The organism is Sporosarcina koreensis (assembly GCF_001531445.1).
In the GTDB taxonomy this organism is placed as follows: Bacteria; Bacillota; Bacilli; order Bacillales_A; family Planococcaceae; genus Sporosarcina; species Sporosarcina koreensis_C.
On record NZ_LQYA01000203.1, the window covers coordinates 73,597 to 98,508 of the forward strand.

General features: G+C 41.2%; 32 protein-coding genes, 1 pseudogene and 1 riboswitch. Of the genes and pseudogenes, 27 read left to right on the forward strand and 6 right to left on the reverse strand.

Annotation, left to right across the window (positions count from 1 at the left end; translation table 11 throughout):
- Positions 1 to 141 precede the first annotated feature (141 nt).
- From AWV70_RS19145 to AWV70_RS19245, 21 genes and pseudogenes are all read left to right on the forward strand, one after another.
- Positions 142 to 789 (forward strand): SIMPL domain-containing protein, encoded by a 648-nt coding sequence (locus tag AWV70_RS19145; RefSeq protein ID WP_060210131.1) that lies wholly within the window; start codon positions 142 to 144, stop codon positions 787 to 789.
- Positions 790 to 902: 113 nt separating this feature from the next.
- The gene (locus AWV70_RS19150; RefSeq protein ID WP_060210132.1) at positions 903 to 1,352 is read left to right on the forward strand and encodes a GNAT family N-acetyltransferase; all 450 of its coding nucleotides are present in this window, start codon (positions 903 to 905) and stop codon (positions 1,350 to 1,352) included.
- Positions 1,353 to 1,365: 13 nt separating this feature from the next.
- A complete protein-coding gene (locus AWV70_RS19155) occupies positions 1,366 to 2,130 on the forward strand; it encodes an alpha/beta fold hydrolase (RefSeq protein ID WP_153010056.1) in 765 nt (254 codons plus the stop codon).
- A 14-nt stretch (positions 2,131 to 2,144) separates the two neighbouring features.
- On the forward strand, positions 2,145 to 2,702 hold the full coding sequence (locus AWV70_RS19160; RefSeq protein ID WP_235588764.1) for an NUDIX hydrolase: 558 nt from the start codon (positions 2,145 to 2,147) through the stop codon (positions 2,700 to 2,702).
- The gene (locus AWV70_RS19165) at positions 2,699 to 3,241 is read left to right on the forward strand and encodes a hypothetical protein (RefSeq protein WP_060210134.1); all 543 of its coding nucleotides are present in this window, start codon (positions 2,699 to 2,701) and stop codon (positions 3,239 to 3,241) included. Before AWV70_RS19160 ends, AWV70_RS19165 begins: the two co-directional genes overlap by 4 nt.
- A gap of 19 nt (positions 3,242 to 3,260) precedes the next feature.
- Positions 3,261 to 3,818 (forward strand): DUF402 domain-containing protein, encoded by a 558-nt coding sequence (locus AWV70_RS19170; RefSeq protein WP_060210135.1) that lies wholly within the window; start codon positions 3,261 to 3,263, stop codon positions 3,816 to 3,818.
- Positions 3,815 to 4,294: a tetratricopeptide repeat protein gene (locus tag AWV70_RS19175; RefSeq protein WP_414714851.1), complete on the forward strand. Its 480-nt coding sequence runs from the start codon at positions 3,815 to 3,817 to the stop codon at positions 4,292 to 4,294. The genes AWV70_RS19170 and AWV70_RS19175 overlap by 4 nt, the downstream gene beginning before the upstream one ends.
- A gap of 46 nt (positions 4,295 to 4,340) precedes the next feature.
- Positions 4,341 to 4,637, forward strand: coding sequence for a DUF2087 domain-containing protein (locus tag AWV70_RS19180; RefSeq protein WP_060210204.1), 297 nt, complete (start codon positions 4,341 to 4,343; stop codon positions 4,635 to 4,637).
- Positions 4,624 to 5,502 (forward strand): hypothetical protein, encoded by an 879-nt coding sequence (locus AWV70_RS19185; RefSeq protein WP_060210137.1) that lies wholly within the window; start codon positions 4,624 to 4,626, stop codon positions 5,500 to 5,502. The genes AWV70_RS19180 and AWV70_RS19185 overlap by 14 nt, the downstream gene beginning before the upstream one ends.
- 9 nt (positions 5,503 to 5,511) lie before the next feature.
- Positions 5,512 to 6,405, forward strand: a complete 894-nt coding sequence (locus AWV70_RS19190; protein ID WP_060210138.1) for a GNAT family N-acetyltransferase — start codon at positions 5,512 to 5,514, stop codon at positions 6,403 to 6,405.
- Positions 6,399 to 6,962 (forward strand): nucleotidyltransferase family protein, encoded by a 564-nt coding sequence (locus AWV70_RS19195; RefSeq protein ID WP_060210139.1) that lies wholly within the window; start codon positions 6,399 to 6,401, stop codon positions 6,960 to 6,962. Before AWV70_RS19190 ends, AWV70_RS19195 begins: the two co-directional genes overlap by 7 nt.
- Positions 6,963 to 6,989: 27 nt before the next feature.
- Entirely contained in the window at positions 6,990 to 8,120 is a 1,131-nt protein-coding gene (gene dnaN / locus AWV70_RS19200) for a DNA polymerase III subunit beta (RefSeq protein ID WP_060210140.1), read from the forward strand.
- A gap of 16 nt (positions 8,121 to 8,136) precedes the next feature.
- The gene (locus tag AWV70_RS19205; protein WP_060210141.1) at positions 8,137 to 8,613 is read left to right on the forward strand and encodes an NUDIX hydrolase; all 477 of its coding nucleotides are present in this window, start codon (positions 8,137 to 8,139) and stop codon (positions 8,611 to 8,613) included.
- Positions 8,614 to 8,638: 25 nt separating this feature from the next.
- Positions 8,639 to 9,094: an SRPBCC family protein gene (locus AWV70_RS19210; RefSeq protein ID WP_060210142.1), complete on the forward strand. Its 456-nt coding sequence runs from the start codon at positions 8,639 to 8,641 to the stop codon at positions 9,092 to 9,094.
- Positions 9,094 to 9,534: pseudogene (locus AWV70_RS23550) on the forward strand (ASCH domain-containing protein); the annotation flags it as partial. The gene AWV70_RS19210 and the pseudogene AWV70_RS23550, both read left to right, overlap by 1 nt.
- A 9-nt stretch (positions 9,535 to 9,543) precedes the next feature.
- Positions 9,544 to 9,954 carry a VOC family protein gene (locus AWV70_RS23555; RefSeq protein ID WP_060210205.1) on the forward strand — a complete coding sequence of 137 codons (411 nt, stop codon included), beginning with the start codon at positions 9,544 to 9,546 and terminating at the stop codon, positions 9,952 to 9,954.
- Positions 9,955 to 9,970: 16 nt separating this feature from the next.
- Complete coding sequence (locus AWV70_RS19225) at positions 9,971 to 10,432, forward strand: NUDIX hydrolase (RefSeq protein WP_060210143.1); 462 nt, start codon at positions 9,971 to 9,973, stop codon at positions 10,430 to 10,432.
- A complete protein-coding gene (locus AWV70_RS19230) occupies positions 10,429 to 10,770 on the forward strand; it encodes a hypothetical protein (protein ID WP_060210144.1) in 342 nt (113 codons plus the stop codon). The genes AWV70_RS19225 and AWV70_RS19230 overlap by 4 nt, the downstream gene beginning before the upstream one ends.
- Before the next feature lie 66 nt (positions 10,771 to 10,836).
- A complete protein-coding gene (locus AWV70_RS19235) occupies positions 10,837 to 11,868 on the forward strand; it encodes a serine hydrolase domain-containing protein (protein WP_060210206.1) in 1,032 nt (343 codons plus the stop codon).
- A 50-nt stretch (positions 11,869 to 11,918) separates the two neighbouring features.
- On the forward strand, positions 11,919 to 12,368 hold the full coding sequence (locus AWV70_RS19240; RefSeq protein WP_082713717.1) for an HIT family protein: 450 nt from the start codon (positions 11,919 to 11,921) through the stop codon (positions 12,366 to 12,368).
- Complete coding sequence (locus AWV70_RS19245) at positions 12,358 to 13,152, forward strand: protein phosphatase 2C domain-containing protein (protein ID WP_060210146.1); 795 nt, start codon at positions 12,358 to 12,360, stop codon at positions 13,150 to 13,152. Before AWV70_RS19240 ends, AWV70_RS19245 begins: the two co-directional genes overlap by 11 nt.
- 69 nt (positions 13,153 to 13,221) lie before the next feature.
- On the opposite strand, the gene AWV70_RS19250 is transcribed toward AWV70_RS19245, so the two are convergent.
- Positions 13,222 to 13,536: a DMT family transporter gene (locus AWV70_RS19250; RefSeq protein WP_060210147.1), complete on the reverse strand. Its 315-nt coding sequence runs from the start codon at positions 13,534 to 13,536 to the stop codon at positions 13,222 to 13,224.
- Complete coding sequence (locus tag AWV70_RS19255) at positions 13,536 to 13,877, reverse strand: DMT family transporter (protein WP_060210148.1); 342 nt, start codon at positions 13,875 to 13,877, stop codon at positions 13,536 to 13,538. Before AWV70_RS19255 ends, AWV70_RS19250 begins: the two co-directional genes overlap by 1 nt.
- A gap of 69 nt (positions 13,878 to 13,946) precedes the next feature.
- Positions 13,947 to 14,042, reverse strand: a riboswitch (guanidine-I (ykkC/yxkD leader).
- A 439-nt stretch (positions 14,043 to 14,481) separates the two neighbouring features.
- On the opposite strand from AWV70_RS19255, the gene AWV70_RS19260 reads away from it, so the two are divergent.
- Positions 14,482 to 17,652, forward strand: a complete 3,171-nt coding sequence (locus AWV70_RS19260) for an ATP-binding cassette domain-containing protein (protein ID WP_060210149.1) — start codon at positions 14,482 to 14,484, stop codon at positions 17,650 to 17,652.
- Positions 17,653 to 17,704: 52 nt separating this feature from the next.
- Here AWV70_RS19260 and AWV70_RS24215 read toward each other — a convergent pair whose 3' ends face one another.
- Complete coding sequence (locus tag AWV70_RS24215; RefSeq protein WP_201024407.1) at positions 17,705 to 17,872, reverse strand: YfhD family protein; 168 nt, start codon at positions 17,870 to 17,872, stop codon at positions 17,705 to 17,707.
- Between the two features lie 136 nt (positions 17,873 to 18,008).
- Here AWV70_RS24215 and AWV70_RS19265 point away from each other — a divergent pair, with 136 nt between their 5' ends.
- From AWV70_RS19265 to AWV70_RS19280, 4 genes are all read left to right on the forward strand, one after another.
- Positions 18,009 to 18,254: a PepSY domain-containing protein gene (locus tag AWV70_RS19265; RefSeq protein WP_235588765.1), complete on the forward strand. Its 246-nt coding sequence runs from the start codon at positions 18,009 to 18,011 to the stop codon at positions 18,252 to 18,254.
- Positions 18,255 to 18,345: 91 nt separating this feature from the next.
- The gene (locus AWV70_RS19270) at positions 18,346 to 19,140 is read left to right on the forward strand and encodes a VLRF1 family aeRF1-type release factor (RefSeq protein WP_060210150.1); all 795 of its coding nucleotides are present in this window, start codon (positions 18,346 to 18,348) and stop codon (positions 19,138 to 19,140) included.
- 217 nt (positions 19,141 to 19,357) lie between these two features.
- On the forward strand, positions 19,358 to 20,068 hold the full coding sequence (locus tag AWV70_RS19275; RefSeq protein WP_060210151.1) for a hypothetical protein: 711 nt from the start codon (positions 19,358 to 19,360) through the stop codon (positions 20,066 to 20,068).
- Between the two features lie 116 nt (positions 20,069 to 20,184).
- Positions 20,185 to 20,589 (forward strand): DUF4870 domain-containing protein, encoded by a 405-nt coding sequence (locus AWV70_RS19280; protein WP_235588766.1) that lies wholly within the window; start codon positions 20,185 to 20,187, stop codon positions 20,587 to 20,589.
- A 47-nt stretch (positions 20,590 to 20,636) separates the two neighbouring features.
- Here the strand turns inward: AWV70_RS19280 and AWV70_RS19285 are convergent, their stop codons facing one another.
- Positions 20,637 to 20,906, reverse strand: a complete 270-nt coding sequence (locus tag AWV70_RS19285) for a DUF4190 domain-containing protein (RefSeq protein ID WP_060210152.1) — start codon at positions 20,904 to 20,906, stop codon at positions 20,637 to 20,639.
- A gap of 170 nt (positions 20,907 to 21,076) precedes the next feature.
- On the opposite strand from AWV70_RS19285, the gene AWV70_RS19290 reads away from it, so the two are divergent.
- The gene (locus AWV70_RS19290; RefSeq protein WP_060210153.1) at positions 21,077 to 22,867 is read left to right on the forward strand and encodes a S9 family peptidase; all 1,791 of its coding nucleotides are present in this window, start codon (positions 21,077 to 21,079) and stop codon (positions 22,865 to 22,867) included.
- A 465-nt stretch (positions 22,868 to 23,332) separates the two neighbouring features.
- Here AWV70_RS19290 and AWV70_RS19295 read toward each other — a convergent pair whose 3' ends face one another.
- Positions 23,333 to 23,890 (reverse strand): SLOG family protein, encoded by a 558-nt coding sequence (locus AWV70_RS19295; RefSeq protein WP_060210154.1) that lies wholly within the window; start codon positions 23,888 to 23,890, stop codon positions 23,333 to 23,335.
- The coding region (locus AWV70_RS19300) for an acyl-CoA dehydrogenase family protein (RefSeq protein ID WP_060210155.1) at positions 23,887 to 24,912 on the reverse strand (1,026 nt) is incomplete at its 5' end. The genes AWV70_RS19300 and AWV70_RS19295, both read right to left, overlap by 4 nt.

Below are 24,912 nucleotides of genomic sequence, written 5' to 3' on the forward strand. Positions count from 1 at the left end.
GAGGGGCTGTCCAGAAAGTGGGTTTCTGTGACAGCTTTTTTGCTTTTAAAGATGATAGGCGCCTAAGCGATGGCATCTATACTAATTTTCCTATCCAATTTTGCATATCATGAAAAAGAGTAAAAGACTAGGAGGGATAATATGTATTATCCATACCATCAACAAATAAGAACGCCAAATCGTTTAATTACCGTAGTCGGCCACGGAGATATATTCATTGAGCCGAATATCGCAACAGTACAATTGGAGGTTGTCACGGTAAATGAACAACTGAGCGAAGCACAACGGGAAAATGCAACCGATATGAACAACGTCATCCAATCGCTTTTACGCTTAGGCATTCCGCGAGAAAATATCCAAACCGTTTCATATAACATTTTTCCGAAATATGATTATGTAAATGGCGAACAGATTTTCAGAGGATATGAAGTAAACAATGCCATCTCGGTAAAAATTACAGATATTCAACAAGTGGGACGAGTTATTGACACGGCTGTGGAAAATGGGGTGAATCGGGTATCGAATATACAATTCACTGTTGAGGATACCGAACGTTATAAACAAGAGGCAATCGTCAGGGCTCTGCGGAATGCCCAAACGAAAGCTCGAACAATCGCTGATGCATTGCAGCTGCAAACCGAGCCGCAGCCAGTCAAAATAATTGAAGTGGAACAAGGTGGACAGCCAGTTCCGTTCCAAGCTTTAGCAAAATCCAATCAAATGACAACTCCGATAGAAAGTGGACAGATCATTATCAGCGCAACGTTAAGAGTTCAATTTCGATATTGACGAGAAAAGCCGGATCCGGATATAGGATTTCGGCTTTTCTTTTAAGTTTGCAGGTTTTTTCAAACATTTTGTTGAATGTACTAGTAAGTATGTAAATTGAGGGGGAGAAGCAAATGGAATACTCTGTCGAACGGGTAGAAGACTTGCATTCATTGGATATTACAAAGTTGGTAAAGGAAAGTGAAGAAGAGGGTTATCGTTTCGTCACTCGCCTCGTAGGTGAATTCGAGGATGGCACCAATACATTCAATAAGCCTGGTGAAGTGTTATTCTGTGTCAAAAATAATGAGGATTCCATAGTTGCAATTGGCGGCATTAATCAATCGCCATTTTCGCAAGAAAGTGATGTGGGACGTCTACGACGATTTTATGTACTTGATGAAGCACGACGGAAAGGGGTCGGTACGTTATTGCTGCAATCGATCATTGAGCACGCGAGCCATCATTTCAAAGAAATTACAGTCCGGACAGATTCAGCGAAAGCGGATGCTTTTTATCGCGCGGGCGGATTTTCATTCGACGATTCCGCTTCTGAAACGACACATATTTTGCGGTTCAGTTGAGGAGGGAATTAAATTGTATAAGGAATATATGGAATATGGAAATAAAGAAGGTCCGCTCCTCGTGTTCATTCACGGGGGCGGTGTGGGTAGATGGATGTGGGACAAGCAAATCGCTTATTTCAATGAGTACCATTGTTTGCTTCCCACATTGCAAGGGCATGGGGACAGAAGTGATGAAACTTCCTTCTCAATTCGTAAAAATGCATTAGAATTAATTACGTTAATCGAGCAGACAAAAGGTGAGAAGGACGTACATATTATCGGTTTTTCGATTGGAGCCCAAATCTGTTTAGAAATCATAAGCATTGCACCAACCCTTATTCGTTCCGCAATGATCAACAGTGCGGTTGTCATTCCGATGAAGTCCATGATCCCTTTCATTTCCCCGACAATCAAGATGACTTTTCCGCTTATTAAGAACAAGACTTTCGCCAAAGCCCAAGCGAAACAAATGTACATGGATGGCGAATACTTCGAAAAATATTATGAAGAAAGCTTGAAAATGAATGCCAACACGCTAATTAACGTTCTTAAAGAAAATATGGCGTACTCACTTCCAGAAAACATTTCGAACAGTAATGCCCAGATATTAGTTACTGCCGGTGAAAAAGAGAAAGGGCTAGTGAAGAAATCCGTGCGAAAGATTGTTGAGGGGAACGAACATTTTGAATATTTTTTCGTCCCTACTATTGGACACGGTTTTCCAGTAGCTAAACCAGATCTATTCAATCAGGTATTGGAAGATTGGATCATGCATCAACAAGTACATAAGCTGTAATGGAGGGAAAGCAGTTGGGGAAATGGAAAGTGATGAACAGTGAATACAAGTATAAATCACCGTTCGGAAATTTGAGGAAAGACACTTGTCAAATGCCCGATGGAACAATTATTGAAGATTACTACGTGAATGAGTATGCGGATTGGGTAAACGCAATCGTATTGACAGAGGGTAGAGAAATAGTTCTTGTAGAGCAATATCGTCATCCTGGAAACGATTTTTATTTAGAAATACCCGCAGGGAAAGTGGAAGAAGGTGAATCGTATGAAGAAGCGATTCGACGTGAAGTCCGTGAAGAGACTGGCTATGTTTCGGAACATAAGATGATTCCTCTAGGGGAGTTCATGGTCAATCCCGCCACTCAGACGAATAAGGTGATTACGTTTTTAATGACCGATGCAAAACGTACACATGAACAAGAGTTGGATGATACAGAAGTTCTGGAAGTAAAACATTTTCCTTTTGCTAGCATGGGAGAAATGATTCGGAACAAGGAAATTACCCAGTTGTTTACTGTGACCGCGTACCAGTTAGCAAAAGAATTCATTAGAAATGGAAGAGATAGAGATTGAAAAGGAAATCTAATCACGCACTCGTCATCGGTGGCACAGGCATGCTAGCGGGTGTATCGACGTTCTTGGCGAAGGAAGGATATTCCGTTTCTGTCATTGGACGAACAGCTGCAAAGTTTGAAAAATTGAAGGCAAGTAGTCCTCCTGACTCAGTCTTTCCAATCCAAGTTGATTTTTATTCAGAAGCGCTATATACAGAAGTCGAGAAATCGATTGCCGAGCGGGGACCATTTGATTTGATCATAAGCTGGACACCTAATTATCGGGCGCTCGAGCAGATTTGTGAAATGAATAGTCAAGCAGGATCGTTCCGCCTCATTCATGTAAAAGGAAGTCGTCGGTTTTTTGAAGATGAGGAGATTGTGATACCCGGAAATTGTACGTACGAAAAAGTTTTCTTGGGTTTTGTTATCGAAGGAGAAACTTCCAGGTGGCTAACAAATGATGAAATTTCAAATGGTGTCATCCAGCAAATTGCGAGTATGAGAGATGAAAGAATTGTCGGCCAACTCATTCCCTATAGCGCAAGGCCGATGTAGAACGGAGAGTGAAGCAGCGATGCTAAAACGCAAATACGGCAGTCGATATGATTGGAAGCGGATAGTGAAGAGAGAGTATGCAGAAAAATATATTTCTACACCACGATTTACTGGATATGTAACTCTGTTTAAAATGAATGAAGTAGCTGCGCCTCTTTACAAGACATATAAGGGAAGGGCAGTTTGCATCGCAGATAAGGGATACAGCTGGTTGCAGCATTTTCCCGATGGAATGCATTTTTCTGTGACGACGGTGTTTGATTCAAACGGCCAAATTGTCCAATGGTATATCGATATTTGCAGGGAGAATGGCTATTGTTCAGCAAATGGGCCATGGATGGATGATTTGTTTTTGGATCTGATTGTGTTGCCTAGTGGGGAAATAATAGAGAAAGATATTGACGAATTAGAAGCTGCACTTAACAGTCAAAGCATATCAGATGATGAGTTTGCACTTGCTTGGAAGGAATTTGATCGAATAAAAACATTGTTAGCTGAAAACAGCTTCGAGCTTCTTGAGCTTACCAAAGAGCATTTACTAATCGTAAAGGAAAACATAGAGGGTGAACAATCATGAGTAAACTATCTAAAGCGATCGAGCTGCGAAGTGAAGGAAAAATCACTGAATCAAATGAAATGCTGGTGGCTATGGCAAAAGATGATCCGAAAAGTGCCGAAATTAATTACCAATGTGCATGGAGTTTTGACATATTAGGAAAGGAAGCGGAAGCCGTTCCTTATTATGAAAAAGCGCTACAACTAGGCTTGAATAACGAAGATACATTAGGGGCAATCATTGGACTCGGAAGTACATACCGAACTTTGGGAAGCTATAAAAAGTCAAAGGCTATCTTTGAAAGAGGGCTAGCTCGTTTCCCTGATAACAATGCATTGAAGACGTTCTATGCTATGACATTATATAACGTAGGAGAACATGTAAAGGCAATGGAAATTCTCCTAACATGCCTAGTACAAACTTCAAACGATCCAGACATCATCTCTTATAAGAGAGCAATTGGTTTCTATGCAGACAAGTTGGACAAGACATGGTAGGTAGCTGGATTCATTAAACAAAGAGAAATGCAAAGGAATGATTGATATGGAAGATAGATTTCAAGTTACAGAAATAGAACGAGAGAAAGTATTGAAAAGTTATTTTAGAAAAGGATTAGATGGGCCGTTAGATACGTTTCCAAGCAAAGACAAAAGAAAGTACATCATTGCCCAAGAAATAATTAAGCGATTTGAAGTTGGAAAAGTATATTTGGAAAAAGAGATAAATGCGATTCTTAAAGAGATTTATCCTGATTTTGCGACCCTTCGACGTTTTTTCATCGACTATGGATTTATGAATCGCAGTGATGATGGGAAGGAGTATTGGATTGGAAATAAGTAAGCTGGATAAAAGTAATCAGGATGTATTGAACAAACTTAATACGTTCATCGACAATGTATTTGGGGAGAATAGTGATTTAAAGTCACGGATGAACAGAAGCGTTTCCGCCAAACTCCATAAAGATATTTATTCAGTACAAAATGATGATGAAATATTTGCGGTTGCTTCCACCCAAAAATCTACTTGGCATCCAAACTGTATATATGTCCAACTTGCTTATGTCTTAAATGGATTCGATAAGCAGGCTCTTCAAATCCTGATTGCTGAGCTAGAAAATAAATATGATCAGCCTTTGTTTTTCCTGCTGGACGATAGATTTTATGGATTAATAGAAATTCTAACCCAAAATCAGTTCAAGATGATTAGAAAAACGGAGATTATACATATCGAGCCGACTCTGCTAAAAGGTGAAACAGCGCACGATGAACATCTTTTATCAATCGGAGAGATACGTACGAATGTAGCAAGAATGGACAGTTTTATTCAGCTTTGTAAAAAGACGTATACAGAAACACATACCGATAACCCTGTTGCTACCTTGTCGATTGATAGCTGGAGGTATGCTGCAATGGATGGGCTGATGGAGGAACATAGTTATGTCATGGTAAACGGCTCGAAAGTTACAGGCTTCAGTCTTATGTACGAGTCAGATGAGAACAGTTGGGAATTGGGATGGGTAGGTGTGGATGACACTTCCAGAATCAATGATTTGGATAAATTAATTCGTAAACAAGTAGAGGATGCCGTAAAGCATAGTATCTCATTCATTGAAAAAGAAGTCGATTCCACATGTCCATATTCGCTCCATATTTGTGAGTCCGTTAAATACGAAGTGGCGGAGACATTATATGCTTACATGAAATGAGGTTATAAGATGAATATCGTAATAGAATCACCAAGAGATAATAATGATTTAGCCGCGTTTCTTGCGAAAATGAATTCAGTATCGAGCCAGCATATCGGTTATTGCGGGGAATCAAAAGAGGAAATCTACGACACGCTCACAAGTGATTTTTCAGACTTGGATTTGGCAAATTCTTTTGTAGTCGCTTATGACGAAGAAGAAATTGTAGGTGCCATCGGACTGGATACCGATTTGGAAGACAGAAGTGCGGAAGTATGGGGGCCCTATGTGAGTGAGGAGTTTATTCATTCTGATCTTGTCAATAATCTTTGGGAGAAAGTGACTGCTCTATCCGCATCACAAGTGGATCAGTATCATTTTTTCCTAAACCGTGAAAACGCGTATGCAAAAGAATTCTCCGTTTCTCAAGGCGGAAAATCACAGGGGCGGCATACAGTTCTAACAGCCAAGAAAAATGAATGTAAAGAAACCATTGAAGAAGGAGTAATAGAATACAACCCTGCGTATGAAGATAGCTTTGCAGAATTGCATGGACAAGCTTTTCCTTCCACTTATTACAGTGCACAAACAATTCTTGATCGATTAAGTGAACAACATCAAGTATTCATTGCGACTCGCGACGACCAATTGACTGGTTATGTCTATATCGAAGTCGACCCTCGTCATGGCGAAGGCTCTATCGAATACATTGCCGTTTCAGATCAATGCCGCAGACAAGGGATTGGCAAAAAACTGCTGACTTTTGCGTTGGGCCAATTGTTTGCATATGAGGAAATAGAAGAGATTTCTTTAAGTGTTGATAATGAAAACGAGACAGCTATAAGACTTTATCAAGCTGCTGGGTTCAAAGTGAAGCATGAATTGATTCATGTGAAAATCGATAAAAAGGCAGTCGTATTATGATCCATAACGAGGAGGATGTCATCCGCTTGGTTTCTGAAGACGAGTGGATGATGGATATTTTACGAAGTGCGCAGTCTTTGAATTTACCGGATTGGTGGGTTTGCGCAGGTTTCGTGCGATCGAAAATTTGGGATGTGCTTCATGAATTTAATGCAAGAACACCTTTACCGGATATTGATGTGATTTATTTTGATCCGTCGAACGTGGATGAAGGAGTGGAAAAACGCTATGAAAATCTATTAATAATGCGTCAGCCTACTATCCCATGGTCTGTAAAAAATCAAGCAAGGATGCATATTGTAAACAATGACCGTCCCTATTTGTCGTCCACTGAAGCAATAGCCAAATTTCCTGAAACAGCTACTGCATTAGGCGTGAAATTGGATGAAGAAGGAAAGATAGTGATGATTGCACCGCATGGAATTGAGGATGTCGTCAGCTTCCACATAAGACCAACGCCTTACTTCAGGGAAACAGAAGAGCGGATGAAATATTATCATCAACGCATTAGCAAGAAGAATTGGAAGTCGATATGGAACAAGGTTGAAGTTTTCTGAACGAATATTTGTTAAGGGAGCATTTGTATGAAATTTTCTATAAAGAATTCATTATTTACAGCGATTGTTTCAGAACTACATAAAATAAGTTCGAATAAAAGTCTGCTCCCGATCTTGTCTGGAATAAAAATCGAAGCAACACTAGACGGCATCGTTCTAACAGGTGGCAACTCGGAATTATTCATTGAAAAGAAAATCCCTATACGGATGAAAGGGGAAACGGTCGTTGAGGTGCATGAAACCGGCAGTGTGGTTGTCTTGTCAAAGCATTTTATGAATCTCCTAAAAAAACTGCCTGATGACATTGAGATTTCATCTGACAATATGCAGTCAGTCCTTATCAAATCTGGTGATATTGTAACGAGACTGAATGGCTTACGTGCAGCGGATTATCCGCGATTGCCAGAGATCAAAATTCTTCACTCTGTGAAGCTCAATTTCAGTTCATTAAAAGAAGTAATCAAACAAACGATATTTGCTGTTTCTAAAAGTGACGCAAAGCCGGTGTTGACAGGTGTGAAGATGGAATTTGACAACAATAAACTTATTTGCACCGCAACTGACTCCCATCGGCTATCGCAAAAAGAGATAGGAATCACTTTCATTGAAGCACCTCATTCAATCGTTGTTCCGAGTAAAAGCTTAATCGAACTTCTACAATTGAAGGAATCCAGCCTCGCCACTGTACATATTTCGATAGCGGATCATATGATTGTGTTTTCCACTGAAAATACGATTTTATATTCCGTTTTAATAGAAGGGAACTACCCGAACACCCAATCATTAATCCCGACAGATTTTATGACGAGAATTACGATGAATACAAAAACATTGATAGCGGGGATTGACCGGGCTTGCGTTTTCTCCGAAGAATGGAAGCATAACAATGTGCACTTGTCTCTGATCGACAATACCATTTTGAAAATAACAACAAACTCAACAGGAATCGGAACAATCGAAGAACGACAAAGAATAAGCAGTGTGGATGGCGTGTCCGCTATTGATATGACCTTCGATGGTCGGTTTTTGCTTGAAGCGTTAAAAGGGATACAGGAAGAACAAGTGACAATCAGTTTTTGTGGAATGATGAAGCCGGCGGTCATTGAGCCGGAAAACGAAACTTCATATGTGCAATTGATATCACCACTTCGAACATAAAAGAGGAGGATTGGAAATGGGCTATATTGAAGAATTGCGAAAGTTGGTCGGACATCGACCGCTGATATTCGTCGGTTCGGTTGTAGTCGTTGTTGATGAACAGGGGAGGATCTTGCTGCAGCAGCGGAAATTTCCGGAAGGCGCTTGGGGAATTCCAGGCGGGCTAATGGAATTAGGGGAATCGACGGAAGATGTAGCGAGACGTGCATTATTCGAAGAAACACGACTGCAAGTGGATGAACTGACTTTGATCAATGTTTATTCGGGTCCTGAGCATTTTATTAGAGCTGCAAATGGAGATGAATTCTATGTTGTAACAACCGCCTATTACGCAGAAAATGCGATAGGGAATCTGGTGGTCGATCCAACTGAATCCATCACATTTAGCTATTTTTATCCTCATGAGTTGCCAGAAAATATCGTTGGAAGTCATAAGGACATTTTGGATGAATTCCTTTCGAAGCATTATACATTTTTGAGTACGGTTAACTAGTATCCGAGAAAAGGGGATTTATTACATGAAGCAGTGGACGAAGGAAGTTGTGATTGATGCGCCAATTGAACGGGTTTGGAAATACTTGGATGGATCGTTAGAGAATATGCAAAAGATTATGCCTCAAGTCGTCTCAAACGAACCTGTCACCATTACAGAAGGAATGGTCGGAAGTATATACTTGCAAAAGTATAAAGAAGGCAAGCGAGTAATGGAGTATGAAGTTGAAACACTCGACTATTTGGATTCACCGAATGAAAAAAAGATGAAAGTCGGCTTTACACTTGGCGGGATGTTCGAGATAACCGCCGGTTATGAGCTAGTAAAGTTGGATGATGATCAAACTAGATTCATTTACACAACATCCAACAGACCGCTGAAATGGTTTGTAAAGTTATTTTTACTATTTGCAAATGATAAAGTCGTTGTCGATTTTGTTGAACGAGTGAAAAGGGTTGCGGAAGAAGAGGAGGGCAATTAATGAATCAAGCTGCAAAGGATTATTGGGAGCGATTTTGGGGAGTAGAAGAACGTCCTGAGGTAGTCAGTGCATGGATGTTTGGCGAATCGGCTGATGAGCTAGCTCAAGCGGTAATAGAAGGAAGGAAGACGGCGACTTGTTCAGCGCACGTATTATATGAGATGGAGAATGAATCGGTTCCGGTAATTGAGGAATACAGCATCATCTTGAACAGCTTGGAAGAGCCTGTCGCAATTATCAAGACGGTGGAAGTATCCGTCATACCAATGAATGAAGTCACGGAAGAATTTGCTTTGGCGGAAGGAGATGGGTCATACCGGAATTGGAAGGAGATCCATGAACGCTACTTCAAACGTGAATTAGGCAAAGTAGGATTAGAGTTCACAGAGGATATGCTGCTTGTCTGTGAAAAATTTGAGTTGGTTGATGTGAAAAATAAGAGCGGACGAATGAATACTAGATTGCTAAGGGTGGGCACTACATACATCCCTGTAAGCAATGTTGAACGGGCATCTCAATGGTATGTTGAGAAGTTGGATGCACAGTTGAATTATGAGGACGAAGATAAGGCGATCCTGAACTTGGCGGATCAAAGTTTCTTTCTCGTGAAAGCGAAAGAAAAGGAGACAGCCAACTTTTTTGATGCATATGGGAATGAGCGCTTTTCTTTAACATTTGAAGTCGACGGGGAACAGGCTTTAAAGCTGCTGCACGAAGACTTACTGGAACGTGATGTAAAGGTTGGAGAGATTGAAAAACGGGGACATGCAGGTATTAACTTTGTGTTTTCGGACATGGACGGAAATCGATTTGATGTGTGGAGCGAATTGAGTCCATCGTTTAAGAAGAAAAATCAATGAAAATAAGGGGAGTAACATGGGGTATATTAGCGAGTTGAGGGAACTGATCGGGTCTCGCCCAATCATAATGGCCGGTGCGAATACAATCGTAAGTGACGCGGAGAATCGGTTGCTTTTACAATTGCGGGCCGACAATAACTGCTGGGGGTTGCCAGGAGGTTCGATGGAGCCCGGAGAATCCTTGCAAGAAGTAGCGAAGCGGGAATTATACGAAGAATGCAATCTAATAGCTAATGAACTTACCTTTTTCAATATATTCTCTGGTGAACAATATTATTATAAATATCCTCATGGAGATGAAGTTTATAATGTCATCGCCACTTTTATTTGTACAGATTTTGAAGGTGAATTAAGGGCAGATCAAGATGAAGTGTTGGCTTTACAATTCTTTTCGATTGACGAACTGCCAAGTAATCTAAATCCGTCGGAAACTCCAATTATACAAAAATATATCCAGACAAGGGTGAGGGGTTTTTGAGAGTCGTTAGATTGGATGAAATTACAGGGAAAAACATTACTCAATACGGCTCGGATTTTATCATGAGGAAAATCATTATGACAAATCAACCATCCCATGTTGGCATAATGGAACTGAAGGTGAATGGCCTAGTAGGTTATCATGAAGCGACCATTCCACAAGCGCTTATCATCCTAGAAGGCGAAGGTTGGATCCGGACAGGTGAGGAAGAAAAGATGAAGGTCACAGCGGGCGATGTCGTCTTATGGGAAAATGGGGAAGGACATGAGACGACAACAGAAACGGGTCTTAAAGCAATTGTAATTGAATCTGAAGGATTGGATATTAGGTCGTTTTGAAGTGATAACATGAAAATCAATCACTCTTTACTTAAAAATGCAAATGAGAATTTGGAGCGTATCAAAATGAAAAATAATGTAATGGAACGAATCGAACATATACAAAATGAAATACAGTTTTCAGGCACTGTTTTTGTTAGAGATAAAGAGAGCATTTATGCGGACGTTAGTTACGGTTATTCAAACCGTGCGGAACAACTACATAACGAAGCGGGAACACGTTATGGAATTGCTTCAGGATGCAAGCTATTTACCGCTATCGCGATTTGTCAGCTTGTAGGAGAGGGGAAGATAACTTTTGATACGAAGGTAACAGAATTTCTTTCATTCGACTTCCCGCATTTTGATGAACACATTACAGTTCACCATTTACTCACTCACACATCAGGTGTTCCTGATTATTTTGACGAGGAAATCATGGATGACTTCGAGGAATTATGGATTGAAAATCCTATGTATCATTTACGTCGCTTAGAGGATTTCTTGCCATTATTTCAAAATGAGCATATGAAATATATACCTGGCGAACGTTTTCACTATAATAATGCGGGTTTTATTCTGCTTGGTTTGATTGTTGAAAAAGCTAGCGGGCTTTCTTTTAAAGAATATATTCAGCAGAGAGTTTTTGAAAAGACGGAAATGACCGATTCCGGCTATTTTGCGCTCGATTCACTTCCAAGGAAGACCGCGATTGGCTATATTGACAATGAAGACGGTACTTGGAAAACGAATGCTTATTCAATACCCGTTCAGGGCGGGTCTGATGGTGGAGCATTTGTGACATGTAAGGAGATGGCTAAACTTTGGGACGCTCTACTAAACTTTCAATTGTTGAATAAGGAACTTACTGAGCGATTGCTGACTTCTCATGCCAAGGAAGAGGATGGCGATTATTATGGATATGGCGTATGGATAGAGAAGAATGACAATAGCGTCGTCAAATATCATGTGATGGGATATGACCCAGGCGTCAGTTTTCATTCAGCTTATTATCCAGAGAGAGACATCCGTCTTGTTGTCTGTTCCAATGGTTCTTCTGGTGCGTTTAAAGTGATGGATGGAATTGAAAAGGAATTGGAGCTTATTGGATCCCTGTGATGAAATTGTCTAGCAACAATGCAATATTGGTAAAATGGGGGAATGAGGAAATGGACTGTTTCATTTGCAAAAAACACCGGGGAGAAATAAAAACGGATGGCATCGCAATCTATGAAGATGAGTTTGTTTGCGTAGGTCATATTGATAATAATGGGGAACCGGGCTATTTGGGACATCTAATGATTGATCTGAAAAGGCATGCACCGACACTTGGAGATATGAGTGAAGAAGAAGCGAAAGCGTTTGGAAGTATTATGGCACGTGTAAGCAAGGCACTAATGGTAACTGAAGGGGCGGAGCATATTTACTCTCTCGTTTCCGGAAATGCAGTTCCACATTTGCATATGCATATCGTTCCGCGCTATCCAGGTACTCCCGAACAATATTGGGGTCCGATGTCGGTCCGGGACTGGTCCGATGCACCAATAGGGGGGAATCAAGAAATAATCGCGCTGTGTGAACGGGTGCGCTCATACTTGGAGAAAAACAATGAGCAATAAGTTTTCGTGGGTTGGGAGTAAGAAGGATTTCGTCGATGAGAAAGATATTCAAACGATTGATCGAGTGACGGTTGGACGATTTGGTGGAAATTCTTCTGCCGGTCAGTATAAGAATGAGGATGGCTGTGTTGTTTGGGTAGGAGAGGATTGGGAATTTGCAGCGATTTTTGATGCGCATTACAGTGCTGAAAGTGCCGAACTGGTCATAAATACACTTGAAGAGTACGAACAAGAACTTACGGGGATTCTATCCAAGTCTAGATTGCCGGCATTTCACCATGTGCAAGAAAAGCTTCTATCCATTTTCCAAAGTGACAAATTTCTTGACCAATGCAAAAAGGTCAAAGGAGAAACTGCTTGTTTGATCTGTATCCGAAAAGAGAACTATCTTTGGTGGTTTTCCGTTGGTGATTGCGTAGTTTACGTATTCCACCCTGAGTTGATCGCTCTCGGTCAATTCCAGTTGAATCAAAGGCAGTTCTATGAGTGGATCGGTCATGTGAATACGTTCGATAAAGCCGTTCCATGCTTCTCTTCAGGCGTTCGGGAATTAAGAAAAGGTATGAATCGCATCTTCATGTCGACGGATGGCTTGCTAGAATGTCCCGGGGAACCCTTTTCGAATCCCAAAGATGTAGCGGATAGTCTGGATGCGGAACAGCTTGGAGAAGCCTTTTCCTTGATTCTAAATGAAATTGAAAAAAACAATGTAAGAGACAGTACGACAATGATTGGTTGGACAGTTGACGTTTCGAAACAAGGCAGCATTCCAAGCGATGTATAAAGAAGCTAGTTAATTAATGCCCAATTTCTTCGTTAACGAAGAAATTGGGCTTTCCTTGTATAATCACCTCTATGATACAAGTTTTAGACCGACGGCTGCGCCTAACACCATTCCTATAAAAACTAGTCGTTTCCAGTCTTTTGATTCGCCGAATAACACCATACCTAAAATCGCTCCGCCAGATGCGCCAATTCCTGTCCAGATTGCGTAAGCTGTACCCATCGGAAGTGTTTTCATCGAATAGGCTAGAAAGATAAAACTTGCTCCAAACCCAGCAATCAATAAAACTAATGATTGCCAATTTCGATCCTTATGCAATTTATTGATCATAACAACGCCAAACATTTCAAACAAACCTGCCAAGATTAATGATATCCATGCCATTAGGATTCATCTCCTTCCTGAACTTTGTCCGCTGTGACTAGTTTCAAACCAATGACTCCTGCTAATAAAACTACGATCAACAGTACTTTTTCCACTTTAAATGGCTCTCCGAAAACAAGAATTTCGGAAAAGACAGTTCCTGCTGTACCGAGACCGACAAAAACGGCATATACCGTACCAACGGGGAGCTTCCGTCCAGCCATGATCATAAGATAGAAGCTAATAAAAATGGCGATAGCCGTTCCTGTCCAAGTCCAAAAATCATTCGCGTGTTTTAACCCAATCACCCAAAAAACTTCAAAGAAAGCAGCGACAAATACTTTGACCCATTCTTTATTCATCTACTAGACACCTCCAATATTAATATTGCCAAAAAACAAAAAAAGCCTAGGAGACAACTGATAAACAGTTTCTCCCAGGCTTTTATCCTTCCGTGGCACAGCTGAGCTGCGAGTTTTCTCTCGGACCAGACCAACACTTGTTGCGGAACCCTAGAAAACATTCGTACTTATACAATTGCTTTACATTATACGTAAAATCACAAAAAATGCAAGGGTCGTTTATTGGAAATAGGATTCAAAAGAAAGATATCGGTCATTTCCCAACATATATGGTCATTTCGTGACTTTCTTCTCACGGGTTTTAGAGGCCTGTGAGAAATCCAGAATAAAAAAATCATCAAGGGCATACTTGACATGACACTTAAAGGTGTCGTACTATGAATTCGAATAGGATACGTTAAAGTGTAAGTTTTGAAAGTTCAGGGACAATGTCCAAGTAACTTACAGCAGTGTTAGAGGTAAGAGATCCTCGACACTATGCCATTTAATTATAGGGCGCTTTCCCAAGACACGGAAAGCGTCATTTTTATTGAAAGAGGCAAAAGAGTTATGAAGTCCAACTAACATGTCGATAGTAATGTTAGAGAATGGAGAGGATGCCATAATGAAAATCAATCAATTAATCGCGAACAATATTAAACGATTAGATGTTGCACTTCCTGAAGATAAATCGTTAGGCATTGCGGGTTTATCTGGATCTGGAAAAACAACTTTCAGTCAAACGATCGGTGAAGAATCGAAGAAGCGTCTCGTTTCCTTATTGCCTAAGGCTGAATACCAGTATTTATTCCCTAGTATTATGGAAACAAATTTCAGTGCCATCAAAATGGAAGAGATGCCTTTAGTGCTTTTTCTCGGCAGATCATCGATTTCCTCTAATCCTCGCTCAACAATAGGCACACATACTGGCGTTTTTACGGAAATCCGTACAAGGCTAGCTGACAAATTTACTCTGTCCCCAGAAGTGTTTTCATTCAATAATGAGTTAGGCTGGTGTCCGAAATGTAAAGGGCGCGGCAGTACGAGCAATGTTGAATGTAAAACATGTGGCGGGAAACGCTATAGCCCAGACGTTGAGCAATATACGTTTGACTTATTTGATAAACCGCATTCGATTTCCGATATTAACGACTTGAGTGTCGAATCAATCCTCTCGCTGGCAGAAGAATTACATATTAGTGAAGCAAAACAACATATCCTCAATAATATTATCAACATGAATATTGGTTACTTAACGCTAAATCGAATTATGGGTACATTGTCAGGTGGGGAATTGACACGGTTGTACTTGGCGGAATTCATGGCAGCAAGCGAAAATACCGTTATTATCATTGATGAGATTTCAGTAGGGCTCGATCGTCAGACGCTATTGAAAATCTTGGAGCAGATAAAGCAATTAGGTTATAAAAATCAAATATGGCTCATTGATCATTCTGACACAGTGCTTGATATAACGGATAAGCAATTGTTCTTTGGACCTGGCAGCGGAAAATACGGTGGGAAAATTGTAGAAGAATCACCACGACCGAAGCCTGTTTATCAGGAACGGAATGAGGCGAAACCAACAGAATTCTATCAATTTATAGATCTTTACTGCCGTAATATCAAAATGGCTGAATTTGAAATACCGAAAAATAGACTTGTAACTGTGACAGGTGAATCTGGCTGCGGTAAATCTACACTTATCAATGAATGTGTAGCCAAAGATTTTATAAAGCGATATCCGAAAGATAAATTGGTCATGGTAGGCCAGGATCGAAACCAATCGATTACGAGCCGGTCAACCGTTGCAACTTTCCTTGATATTAAACAGAAGCTGAAAAAATACAGCGACGAAATCGATGATATTTTTGAACGGTCGATTGAAGATATTATTGATGAACTGCCAGACGGGGAAATTGCTCATAAACGCCTGAGTTTATTGATTAAACTTGGACTCGGTTATTTGACGCTGGAAAGAAGGACGCAGACGTTGTCGACGGGTGAATTCCAATGTGTCCATTTAGTCTCCGAGCTGTTTGCAAGCACAAGAAATCCCCACACCCTTTTTATTTTTGATGAGCCTTCAAAAGGTTTATCCCAAAATATATTGAACCAATTCATCGACAGTATCAGGTTGATTTTACAGGATGAAACGGTTTCGATCGTAATGATTGAGCATAATGACTATATGATGGAAAGCTCTGATTTCATTGTTGATTTTGGGAAAAGGAAGAGTGAACCTGTCACGCATCTGGAGGTAGTCAGTCATCAGGATTATTACGACAAAAAGGATTCGGAAGATATCGTGTTGCCCTTATCTATATCCTCCGCGCTCAAGCAACAGAATGGCATACGCTATGTACGTGAAAATCATATCGACTACTTTAAAAATGCTGAGAATATTTATAAGGGCGGCATTTTGAAAAGCTTGTCCTCAATGGCCCGGTTGATTTACGGTGAGTACGAATCTGACACCATTGCCCCTGTCATTGCCATAGATCTGGAACGACATTTGTATAGCCAATATAGTTTTCTGTATGAACTCGGCGGTCTTATCAACCATATTGTGGCGGCGCATCCGACAAATAATGATACGAAAAGCTTCGATTTTTATAATAAAGATAATCATTGTCCATCATGCTCAGGACGACTGGAAATAGAAATATTTGATAAAGAGCTTATCGTTCAAAACAAAGAAGTCCCATTTTGGGATGGGATGTTCCATCAAGGCGTTATGGATGTATTAAACTATTATAAATACGAAAAGCTGGAATTTCTGTTTGAAGAAATTAAGAATGAGTTAGGTCATGACTTGACGAAAAGCTATAATACGATGACAGATGAAGAAAAGCATACATTTTGGTATGGGTATTTTGAAAAGTCATTTTATGATAAGAAGGGAAAGGCGCGCAGAACGTGGGTAGGTTTCAATTCGATCGTCGGCATGTATATCGTCGTTTCAAAGTCAATTATTAAAGAGCAAATGAAAGCTTCTAGAGAAATGATTACATGTCCAATTTGCAAGGGGACTGTGTTGAACCATCATAAGTCGCTTACTTTCGGTGACATGGATATTCGTGAATTGATCAAACAGCCGGTTAACGAAGCATTGAAAATTGTTGGTGACTTGCCCGTGCTCATTAAATTGCGATCGATTGTAGGCGGGGATATGATATTGACTGAAGATGTCTCTTTATTGCCTAGGGAAACACAAGTCGCGTTGAAAGTATTTGAATTGGAGCAGGCAAGTTTTTCGGGTTATGAAATGGTATTGCAAAATGTCTTGCCTTTCTGGGATATGATCAAAGGTGACATCGAAACAATAAGCAACAACAATCAAGTGACAATCTGTGATTTCCAAAATGTAAATGAAACAAGAGAATCGATTATCGATAAGTATTTCACAAATGGAAAATACAAAAAACTGACATACGTTTATGAAGCTTTCGGCTACAAGAAATTAATTACCCGAATCAATAAAATCAGAAAGGCTGCTCCTTGCCCATTCTGTAAAGGCAAGAAAGTGATTTCAGAAGATAACTTGCATGATGGCGTCTTTAAATTAACCATCCCATGTGTCAGTTGTCATGCGACTGGCATCAATGAGGAAGGCTTGAAGGAAATGATCGAGGGGACGGATGTAGAAACATGGCTCACTGGAAACGTAAGCGATGTCGTCGATGAAAGCTTATATACAGAAGCGGTTGCCGGCATTCCGATATTCATTCGTATCCGTGAGTTGAATAAACGGGATATGATGGCGGTATATGAATGCCTTGAGCAAAATAATTAATTTGAGCAGTAATGATGCCCCTACACCGGATCAATCGTGTAGGGGCATCCTATTAAGGCCATCTTACCTGTTTTTTCTTTTTATCTTTCCGCAGCTCCGCGAATTCCTTGGCAATTTCCTCTTTCATATCACCAGGTTTGATTTTCTGGTTTTTCGGCGTTTGCGGCAAGGAACGGGTATTGTTTCCACCTGTTTTATTATTGTGGTTATCTCTTCCCAAAAATGATCGCTCCTTTCATATTGCTATCGTACATACTATGGCTTTCTGACATCGTTTTATGCTGAATCGGGCACATTTCTTGATCGTTTGAATATGCTGAACATGAACGTAAAAAATGTTTGGGGGCTATAGTTCAATGAATAACATGAATAATGATTATTGGGAAGGCAGCTGGCAAAATCCGCGGTATCGCAGAATTTCCATGATGCAGGCGACAGAGATTGCATTACAGCGGGTGCCGGGTGAAGTCGTGAAGGCCGAATTGGAATTCGACGACGGTGTTTTGCAGTATGAAATTGAAATTCGTACAAGTGAAGGCGTTAAATATGAAGTGAAAGTGGATGCTGTAACTGGGCAGATTTTAAGAGTGAAACTTGACTGATTCGAACCGACTAAATGCTGATCCTCCCGTTTTGGATTGGAAGGGAGAGGGTATGCTTAAAAGAAGCATACTATGAGGAGGTTCGGGATATATGTCGCTAAGTGAAGAACTGAAAAAACTGAAGGAATTCGAGTGTAGTTCCCGCTGTGTGTTGAGTGTGTATTTGAATACGAACCCTGCTGACCCGGAACAACAGAATGGCGCTTGGAAAATCCATTTGAAAAACGGTTTGAAACGCATCGATGAGTATTTGGAAGCTTCTCATGATGAAAAAGAAATAAAAACGTATAAAAAATTGAAGGAAAAAGTGACGAAGGAAATTGAGAACAATCAAAACGACTTGAATAAAGGGGTCGTTATTTTTGCGTCTGAAGATCCGGAATTATGGTCCGTCCATTATGTGCAAGTTCAAGTAAAGACAAGTTTTCACTGGGAGGATCGTCCTGTCATAGAGGAAATGGAGTACATGTTAAAGGCTTATCCGGAGGCAGGAATTGTCCTGACGAGCTTCGGTGAGGTGCGTATTTTGGATACTGCGATGGGCTTCATCAATGGAGAAAGGACATATGAGTTTGACTCGGGATTGGAAGTTTGGCGGGAGCAGACAGGCGTTAGATCTTCATTGCAACGGGGCGCGGGTGGCAACAACCCGGATCAACTCGATCTTCGCCTGAAAGAAAACCTCGATAGATTTTACAAAGAAATGGGTACCATTGTCGAAAAGATGCGGAAAGAGCGTAACTGGAAGGAATTATACGTAGTTGGCGAAGCGGAGCTTGCAAACTCATTTGCAAAGACACTTCGGACCAAGCCGAATAACTGTATTTATAAAAACCTGAACAACGTCGAATCGAAAAAAGTGCTGCATCAAGTATTTGAAAAATAGTATTCCCAAAAACCGTTCCTTTTGAGGGACGGTTTTTCGTGTAGCTCCGGTCGCCAAAGGCTCGGGGTCATAAGTCAAAGATGCTCTGTGGCAAAAAGCGGCACGCCGCATCTTCGCCTTATGCCTGTCGCCTCTATGCAGGCGCCCTTCGCTTTTTTTGTACAGATACATATGCATAAACATATTATAGGGAAAACGATTGATGGGAGGGTGAACGATGGGAATGTTTTTTAATAAAAAGAACCATTCGGATCTATACAAAGGTGATCATATTGCCGCTAAGAACCAATCCATTTATCGAACCGATTCTTTGTCTGAGGCTATAAAAGAACAGAAGAAATCATTCGACAAGATGAATGAGAAGTACAATGAAATGGAAAAACAAATCCAAAAACAAAGAAGGATCCAATCCGATCGATGGAGAACGACAGGAAGCCGCTTCGATGAAATACTAGATCATCAATCTCAGCATCGTCAATTTGAGCAAGATGCGATTGCAACATTGGAACGTTTGGATCTAAAGCATAAGGAACTGCAAAAAATGCTTGAAAGCAAGAGGAGAATGAATGAAGAACTTGTTGAACAAATCAATATGCTGAACCAATCGAACGCAGAAATTGCGGAGCGATTGGATAAATTCGATGCCGATCAAGGGATGCTTCTTACGAAAATGGATACGCAAATTGAAAAACAGGAGCAATTCTCCATATCGCTGGAAAAACAGAAGACGGCTCAAATTGATATGGCAACACGGATTGAACAGCATGAAGGGTTGATTGAAAAAGTGATGAGACAAATGGATTTTCTGAAGTCTGTCATTTTTGAACGGTCGCATTTTCTAGCTGAAAAAATCGACAAGAGCTACCTGCTTACAACAACCTATATTAGTAATTTGAAAGGAAAATCCAATCAATCCGGATCTAACTGAAATGACTTTTTACCTTTGCCTCCCTAAAAGTTCATGACCAGTAAAGGCAACTGTCTAGAGCAGGCATCATTCTTACACCTGCTAAATATAATAGGGGGGAGAGGGGGGACAAAAAATTGAATGAAAATGAGAAGGAAACACCGGCAATGATTGATCCGGAACCGGAAAAAGGCAAGCAACAATCCAAGGTAGAGGGGAATAAAACTTCGATCGGACTAACAGAGAATGTGGGAGGGCTACTCTGTTATATCTTTATCATCGGTCTTATTTTTCTATTCATGGAAAAAGAAAACCGCTTTATCCGATTCCATGCATTGCAATCCGTATTTACAGCGATAGCGATTCTTTTGATCAGCATCATATTGGGCTTCATTCCTTTCATCGGTGCAATTGCAAGCTTGTTACTAAGCCCGCTCGCCTTTGCTTTGATGATCTTTATGATGTATCAAGCTTATCAAGGCAACTATTATAAACTTCCGTTCATTGGGGACATGGTGGAAAATCAATTGGAAAAGCCATAATGAAAAGCCGCTCCGAATCTTAGCCGGGGCGGCATGTTAGTGTTCATTTAATAGCCCGATCCTCCTAACAAAATGATAAATATCCAAAACAAAAGTTTCATCGACAAAGTGATGGCCCCTAGGACGATGCCCGCAACTGCCATTCCTTTGCCATTCTGTTGTTTATTGCCTGAGACTCCGAAGACGATCGCTAAAATTCCCAGTAAATAAGGCAGAAGAGGAATGAGATTCAACACAACGCCTAAAATCCCTAAAACAAGTGAACTGATCGCCATGCCGTTTGCCACGCCATTCGTTTGTTGGTTTTCATTTTCCATCCATATCACCCCCACTATGACAGCGTATGCAAGAGTAGAAGTGAATTTGAATGAAATGACAAACTGTGTAAATATTCTAATGAAATACTAAAATGGGATTCTTTCATAAGTGCGGAAATGTTATACTATAATTTGGATAGGAAACAGAAAAGTAGCCTAGGAGGAAAAGTATGATACCTTTCGCAAAACCGACAGTGGAGCAGTTTTTTCGTACATACGCGATTACAAACTTTGCTGTCAACAATGATGAAACGAAGCTTATCTTCAACACGAATGTAAATGGCAAGATGAACTTATGGGCATTGGATTTGCCCGGCTCTTTTCCGTATTTATTTGCCCATCGGGACGAGTCGTGCAATTTCATCAAGTTCGATCCAGACAGCCAGTTTGTTTTGGCAGGGTATGATAATGACGGGGATGAAAACTATCAAATCTACGCAATCCCATTTGAAGGGGGCTTGCCGCAGCCACTGATCACAGGAGGGGCGGATGAGAAGTATTATTTCAGCCATTTAAGCGACGACGGTAAGCGTATCTATTATGTCACGTCTGTCGATAATCCTATGTTTTTGAATACGCATATGCACAACTTGGAAACCGGCATTGATACATTATTGCATCTAGGAGAAACTTCGACGACGGAGCTTGCCGCAGTTTCGGATGATGACGAGAAACTGGTATTTTCACAAGCATTTGCCAACACATATGTCGTCAGCTTCGTGAAGATCGGGGAAGAAACATTCCATTTGACGCCGGATCCGAATAAAGTCCATGTTGCCTATGATCCGGTATTCACAGATGACAACACAATCCATTTTGTGACGGACTATGAGAGCGATCATTCGTATATTGCGAAATTCGATTTGACGACAAAGTCATTTTCGAAAGTGTTGGATGTGGAAGGGGAAAGTGTCCAAACAATCAAATGGAATAAGGAAACAGGAGACATCCATTTCCTTACGATCAAAGGCGTAGTGGATAAATACTACCGCACGAACGTAAATGGGGGAGGGCTGGAAGAGTGTTCTTTGCCGGTCGATGTCATCGATCAATTCCGCATTGCCAAGTCCGGTAACGTGTATATTCTAGGTCGCAGTGCTACGCTTCCTCCGAATATCTACAAATCGGAAGATGGGGACAAGTGGACAAGACTGACCGAAAATAGAGTGCTTGGCGTCAGCGAGGAAGATATGGTCGAACCCGATGTCATTTCCTATGCTTCATTTGATGGTATGGAAATTGAGGCTCTTTTGTTTAAACCAAAAGAGGAAAATGCGAATGGCTACACGATCTTCTGGCCGCATGGCGGTCCGCAGTCTTCTGAACGGAAGATGTTCCGGTCGATGTTCCAATGCTTCCTGAACAGAGGCTATACTATTTTCGCACCGAACTTCCGCGGAAGTACGGGCTATGGCTCGGAATTCACGAAAATGGTCGAACAGGATTGGGGAGAAGGCCCGCGCCTCGACTGTTTGGCAGGAATCGAATGGTTGGTTGATAAAGGCATTACCGATCAGGATCGCTTATTCCTCGTAGGGGGCAGTTATGGAGGATATATGGCGTTGCTGCTGCACGGCCGACATGCGGAATATTTCAAAGCGGTCGTTGACATTTTTGGAGTGTCCGATTTATTCACATTCGTCAATTCCGTTCCGCCTCACTGGAAGCCGATCATGGAGCGCTGGCTAGGCGATCCAGAACGTGATAAGGAGCGTTTCATCAAGGATTCACCAGTTACGTATCTCGACGGAATGGTGAAACCAATGCTCGTCATCCAAGGCGCGAAGGATCCGCGCGTCGTAAAAGAGGAATCCGACCAGATTGTCACGAAGCTGACAGGGCTCGGCCGCGAAGTCGAATATCTTGTGTTGGATGACGAAGGTCATGGCTTCTCGAAGAAGGAAAATGAAATAAAAGTGTATAGCCGGATGCTGGAGTTTTTGGAGAAGCATCAGATCTGAATGAAAACAAAAGCTGTCCCCAGCCGTTGATTGACTGGCGGACAGCTACTATTATGGAGGGAATTAGTATGCGCTCATAAATCAGCGCAAGTGATCATAAATCAGCGCAAGTGATCATAAATCAGCGCAAGTGATCATAAATCGGGATAAGTGATCATAAATCGGGATAAGTGATCATAAATCAGGATAAGTGATCATAAATCAGGATAAGTGATCATAAATCAGGATAAGTGATCATAAATCAGGATAAGTGATCATAAATCAGGATAAGTGATCATAAATCGGAATAAGTGATCATAAATCGGAATAAGTGATCATAAATCGGGATAAGTGATCATAAATCAGGATAAGTGATCATAAATCAGGATAAGTGATCATAAATCGGAATAAGTGATCATAAATCAGGATAAGTGATCATAAATCAGAATAAGTGATCAAAAATCAAAACAAGCGATCATAATCTTGTTACTCCCAATCCTGTCGCTGCAGATCCTCGGCAACGAGCTGCAAATCATCTGCAGAAATTGTCAGCACCTCATAATCGCTCGTCTCCGCAAATTTCAATGCCATTTTCTTCATGAATTTTGGCGATCCTTCATTTTCCTCATCATATACGATCAAAATACCATCGGAGTTCCGCAATATAAACTTATCTCGCTCAATGAATTGCCATGGGGCTTCATAAGGCCGTTTCGTTAAACTGACCGAATAATCCGCGTGCGCCAAGATGAATTGATACGCTTCCTGTTTCGCCTCGTTCCAATTCTTTTCCTGCTCCTGGAAAGGGGTAATGACGGCGAATTTCAAGTCGGGAAAAGTGTCTTGCAGGTCGATGACAGTTTCCGCTGCCCATGTCTCCACTCCCGGTTGTCCGCTGACAATCACCCATTCGAGTCCGCTGTCAAGTAAGGGAGTCAATCGGTCTTCCAACGCCTTTTTGATAATGCCGATGCCGGGATGCTTATCGTTGAAGATACCTAATTCATGCGCTTTATAGCCTGTAATAACAAGTCTTTTGATCATTTTTTCATACCCTCGACGGCTGCATTCGCCAGTTTTGTAATAACCATGTCATCCATAGGCGGATTATGCAGGCCAGCCCGGACATCTCGGTAATAGCGTTGGAGCGGATTGGACAGCTCCAAGCTTTTCGCACCGACGATCCGCATCGCCTGATCGACAATGCGAATTGCCGCATTTGTCACGATATGTTTGGCGGCGCCTAATTCTTGATTCATCAACGTACGTCGTTCCTGGTCATCGTAAGCGGCTGCAACACTATATAAAAAATGCCGTGCTTTCATTAACTCCAAATCGATATGCCCGATATGACTTTGCACATTCGGCAATTCGGAAATCGTCCCTTGAATGCTGTTCGGACTATATTCGACGGCAAACTTCACTGCATAATCACGAGCTGCTTGTGCAATTCCTAAATAGCAGGCAGGAATATGAAGCAGCCAGCCATTCATTTTATCTCCGCGTTTACCTTTACTGAATTCGACGAAATCTTCCTCACTAACAATCACATTATCTAAAACCAAATCATGGCTTTCCGTTCCGCGCATCCCGACCATATTCCATGTCTCCTTGATCGATACGCCTGCACTTGATTGAGCAACAAGGAAGAATCCGATTCCTTCCCGTTCTTCGACCCATGCGGAAACAAGGGAATGCGTAAGGACAGGAGACATCGAAGTGAAGTTTTTCTGCCCGTTAATAACCCAATGCCCATCCTTTTTGACAGCAGTTGTTTGAGGACGGCCGCCGCGCGTCGGACTGCCGGTTTGTGCCTCACTCGCTGCGCGGTTCACTAATGCGCCGTTCAAAATCTCTTTTGCAAATCGTTCCAAATTGTTCTTTTCCCAAAGCTCATTTGCATAAAGGTCACCAACGACGCCTTGATGCCAACCGATGGATAATCCGGTTGCCCCATCGTAAGATGCAATCGTTTCCTGCATTAAGATCATATCTGTAATGGTAATTCCGCCACCGCCATATTTTTTCGGAAGTGCAAGTGTTGTATAGCCCGATTCCTGTCTCTT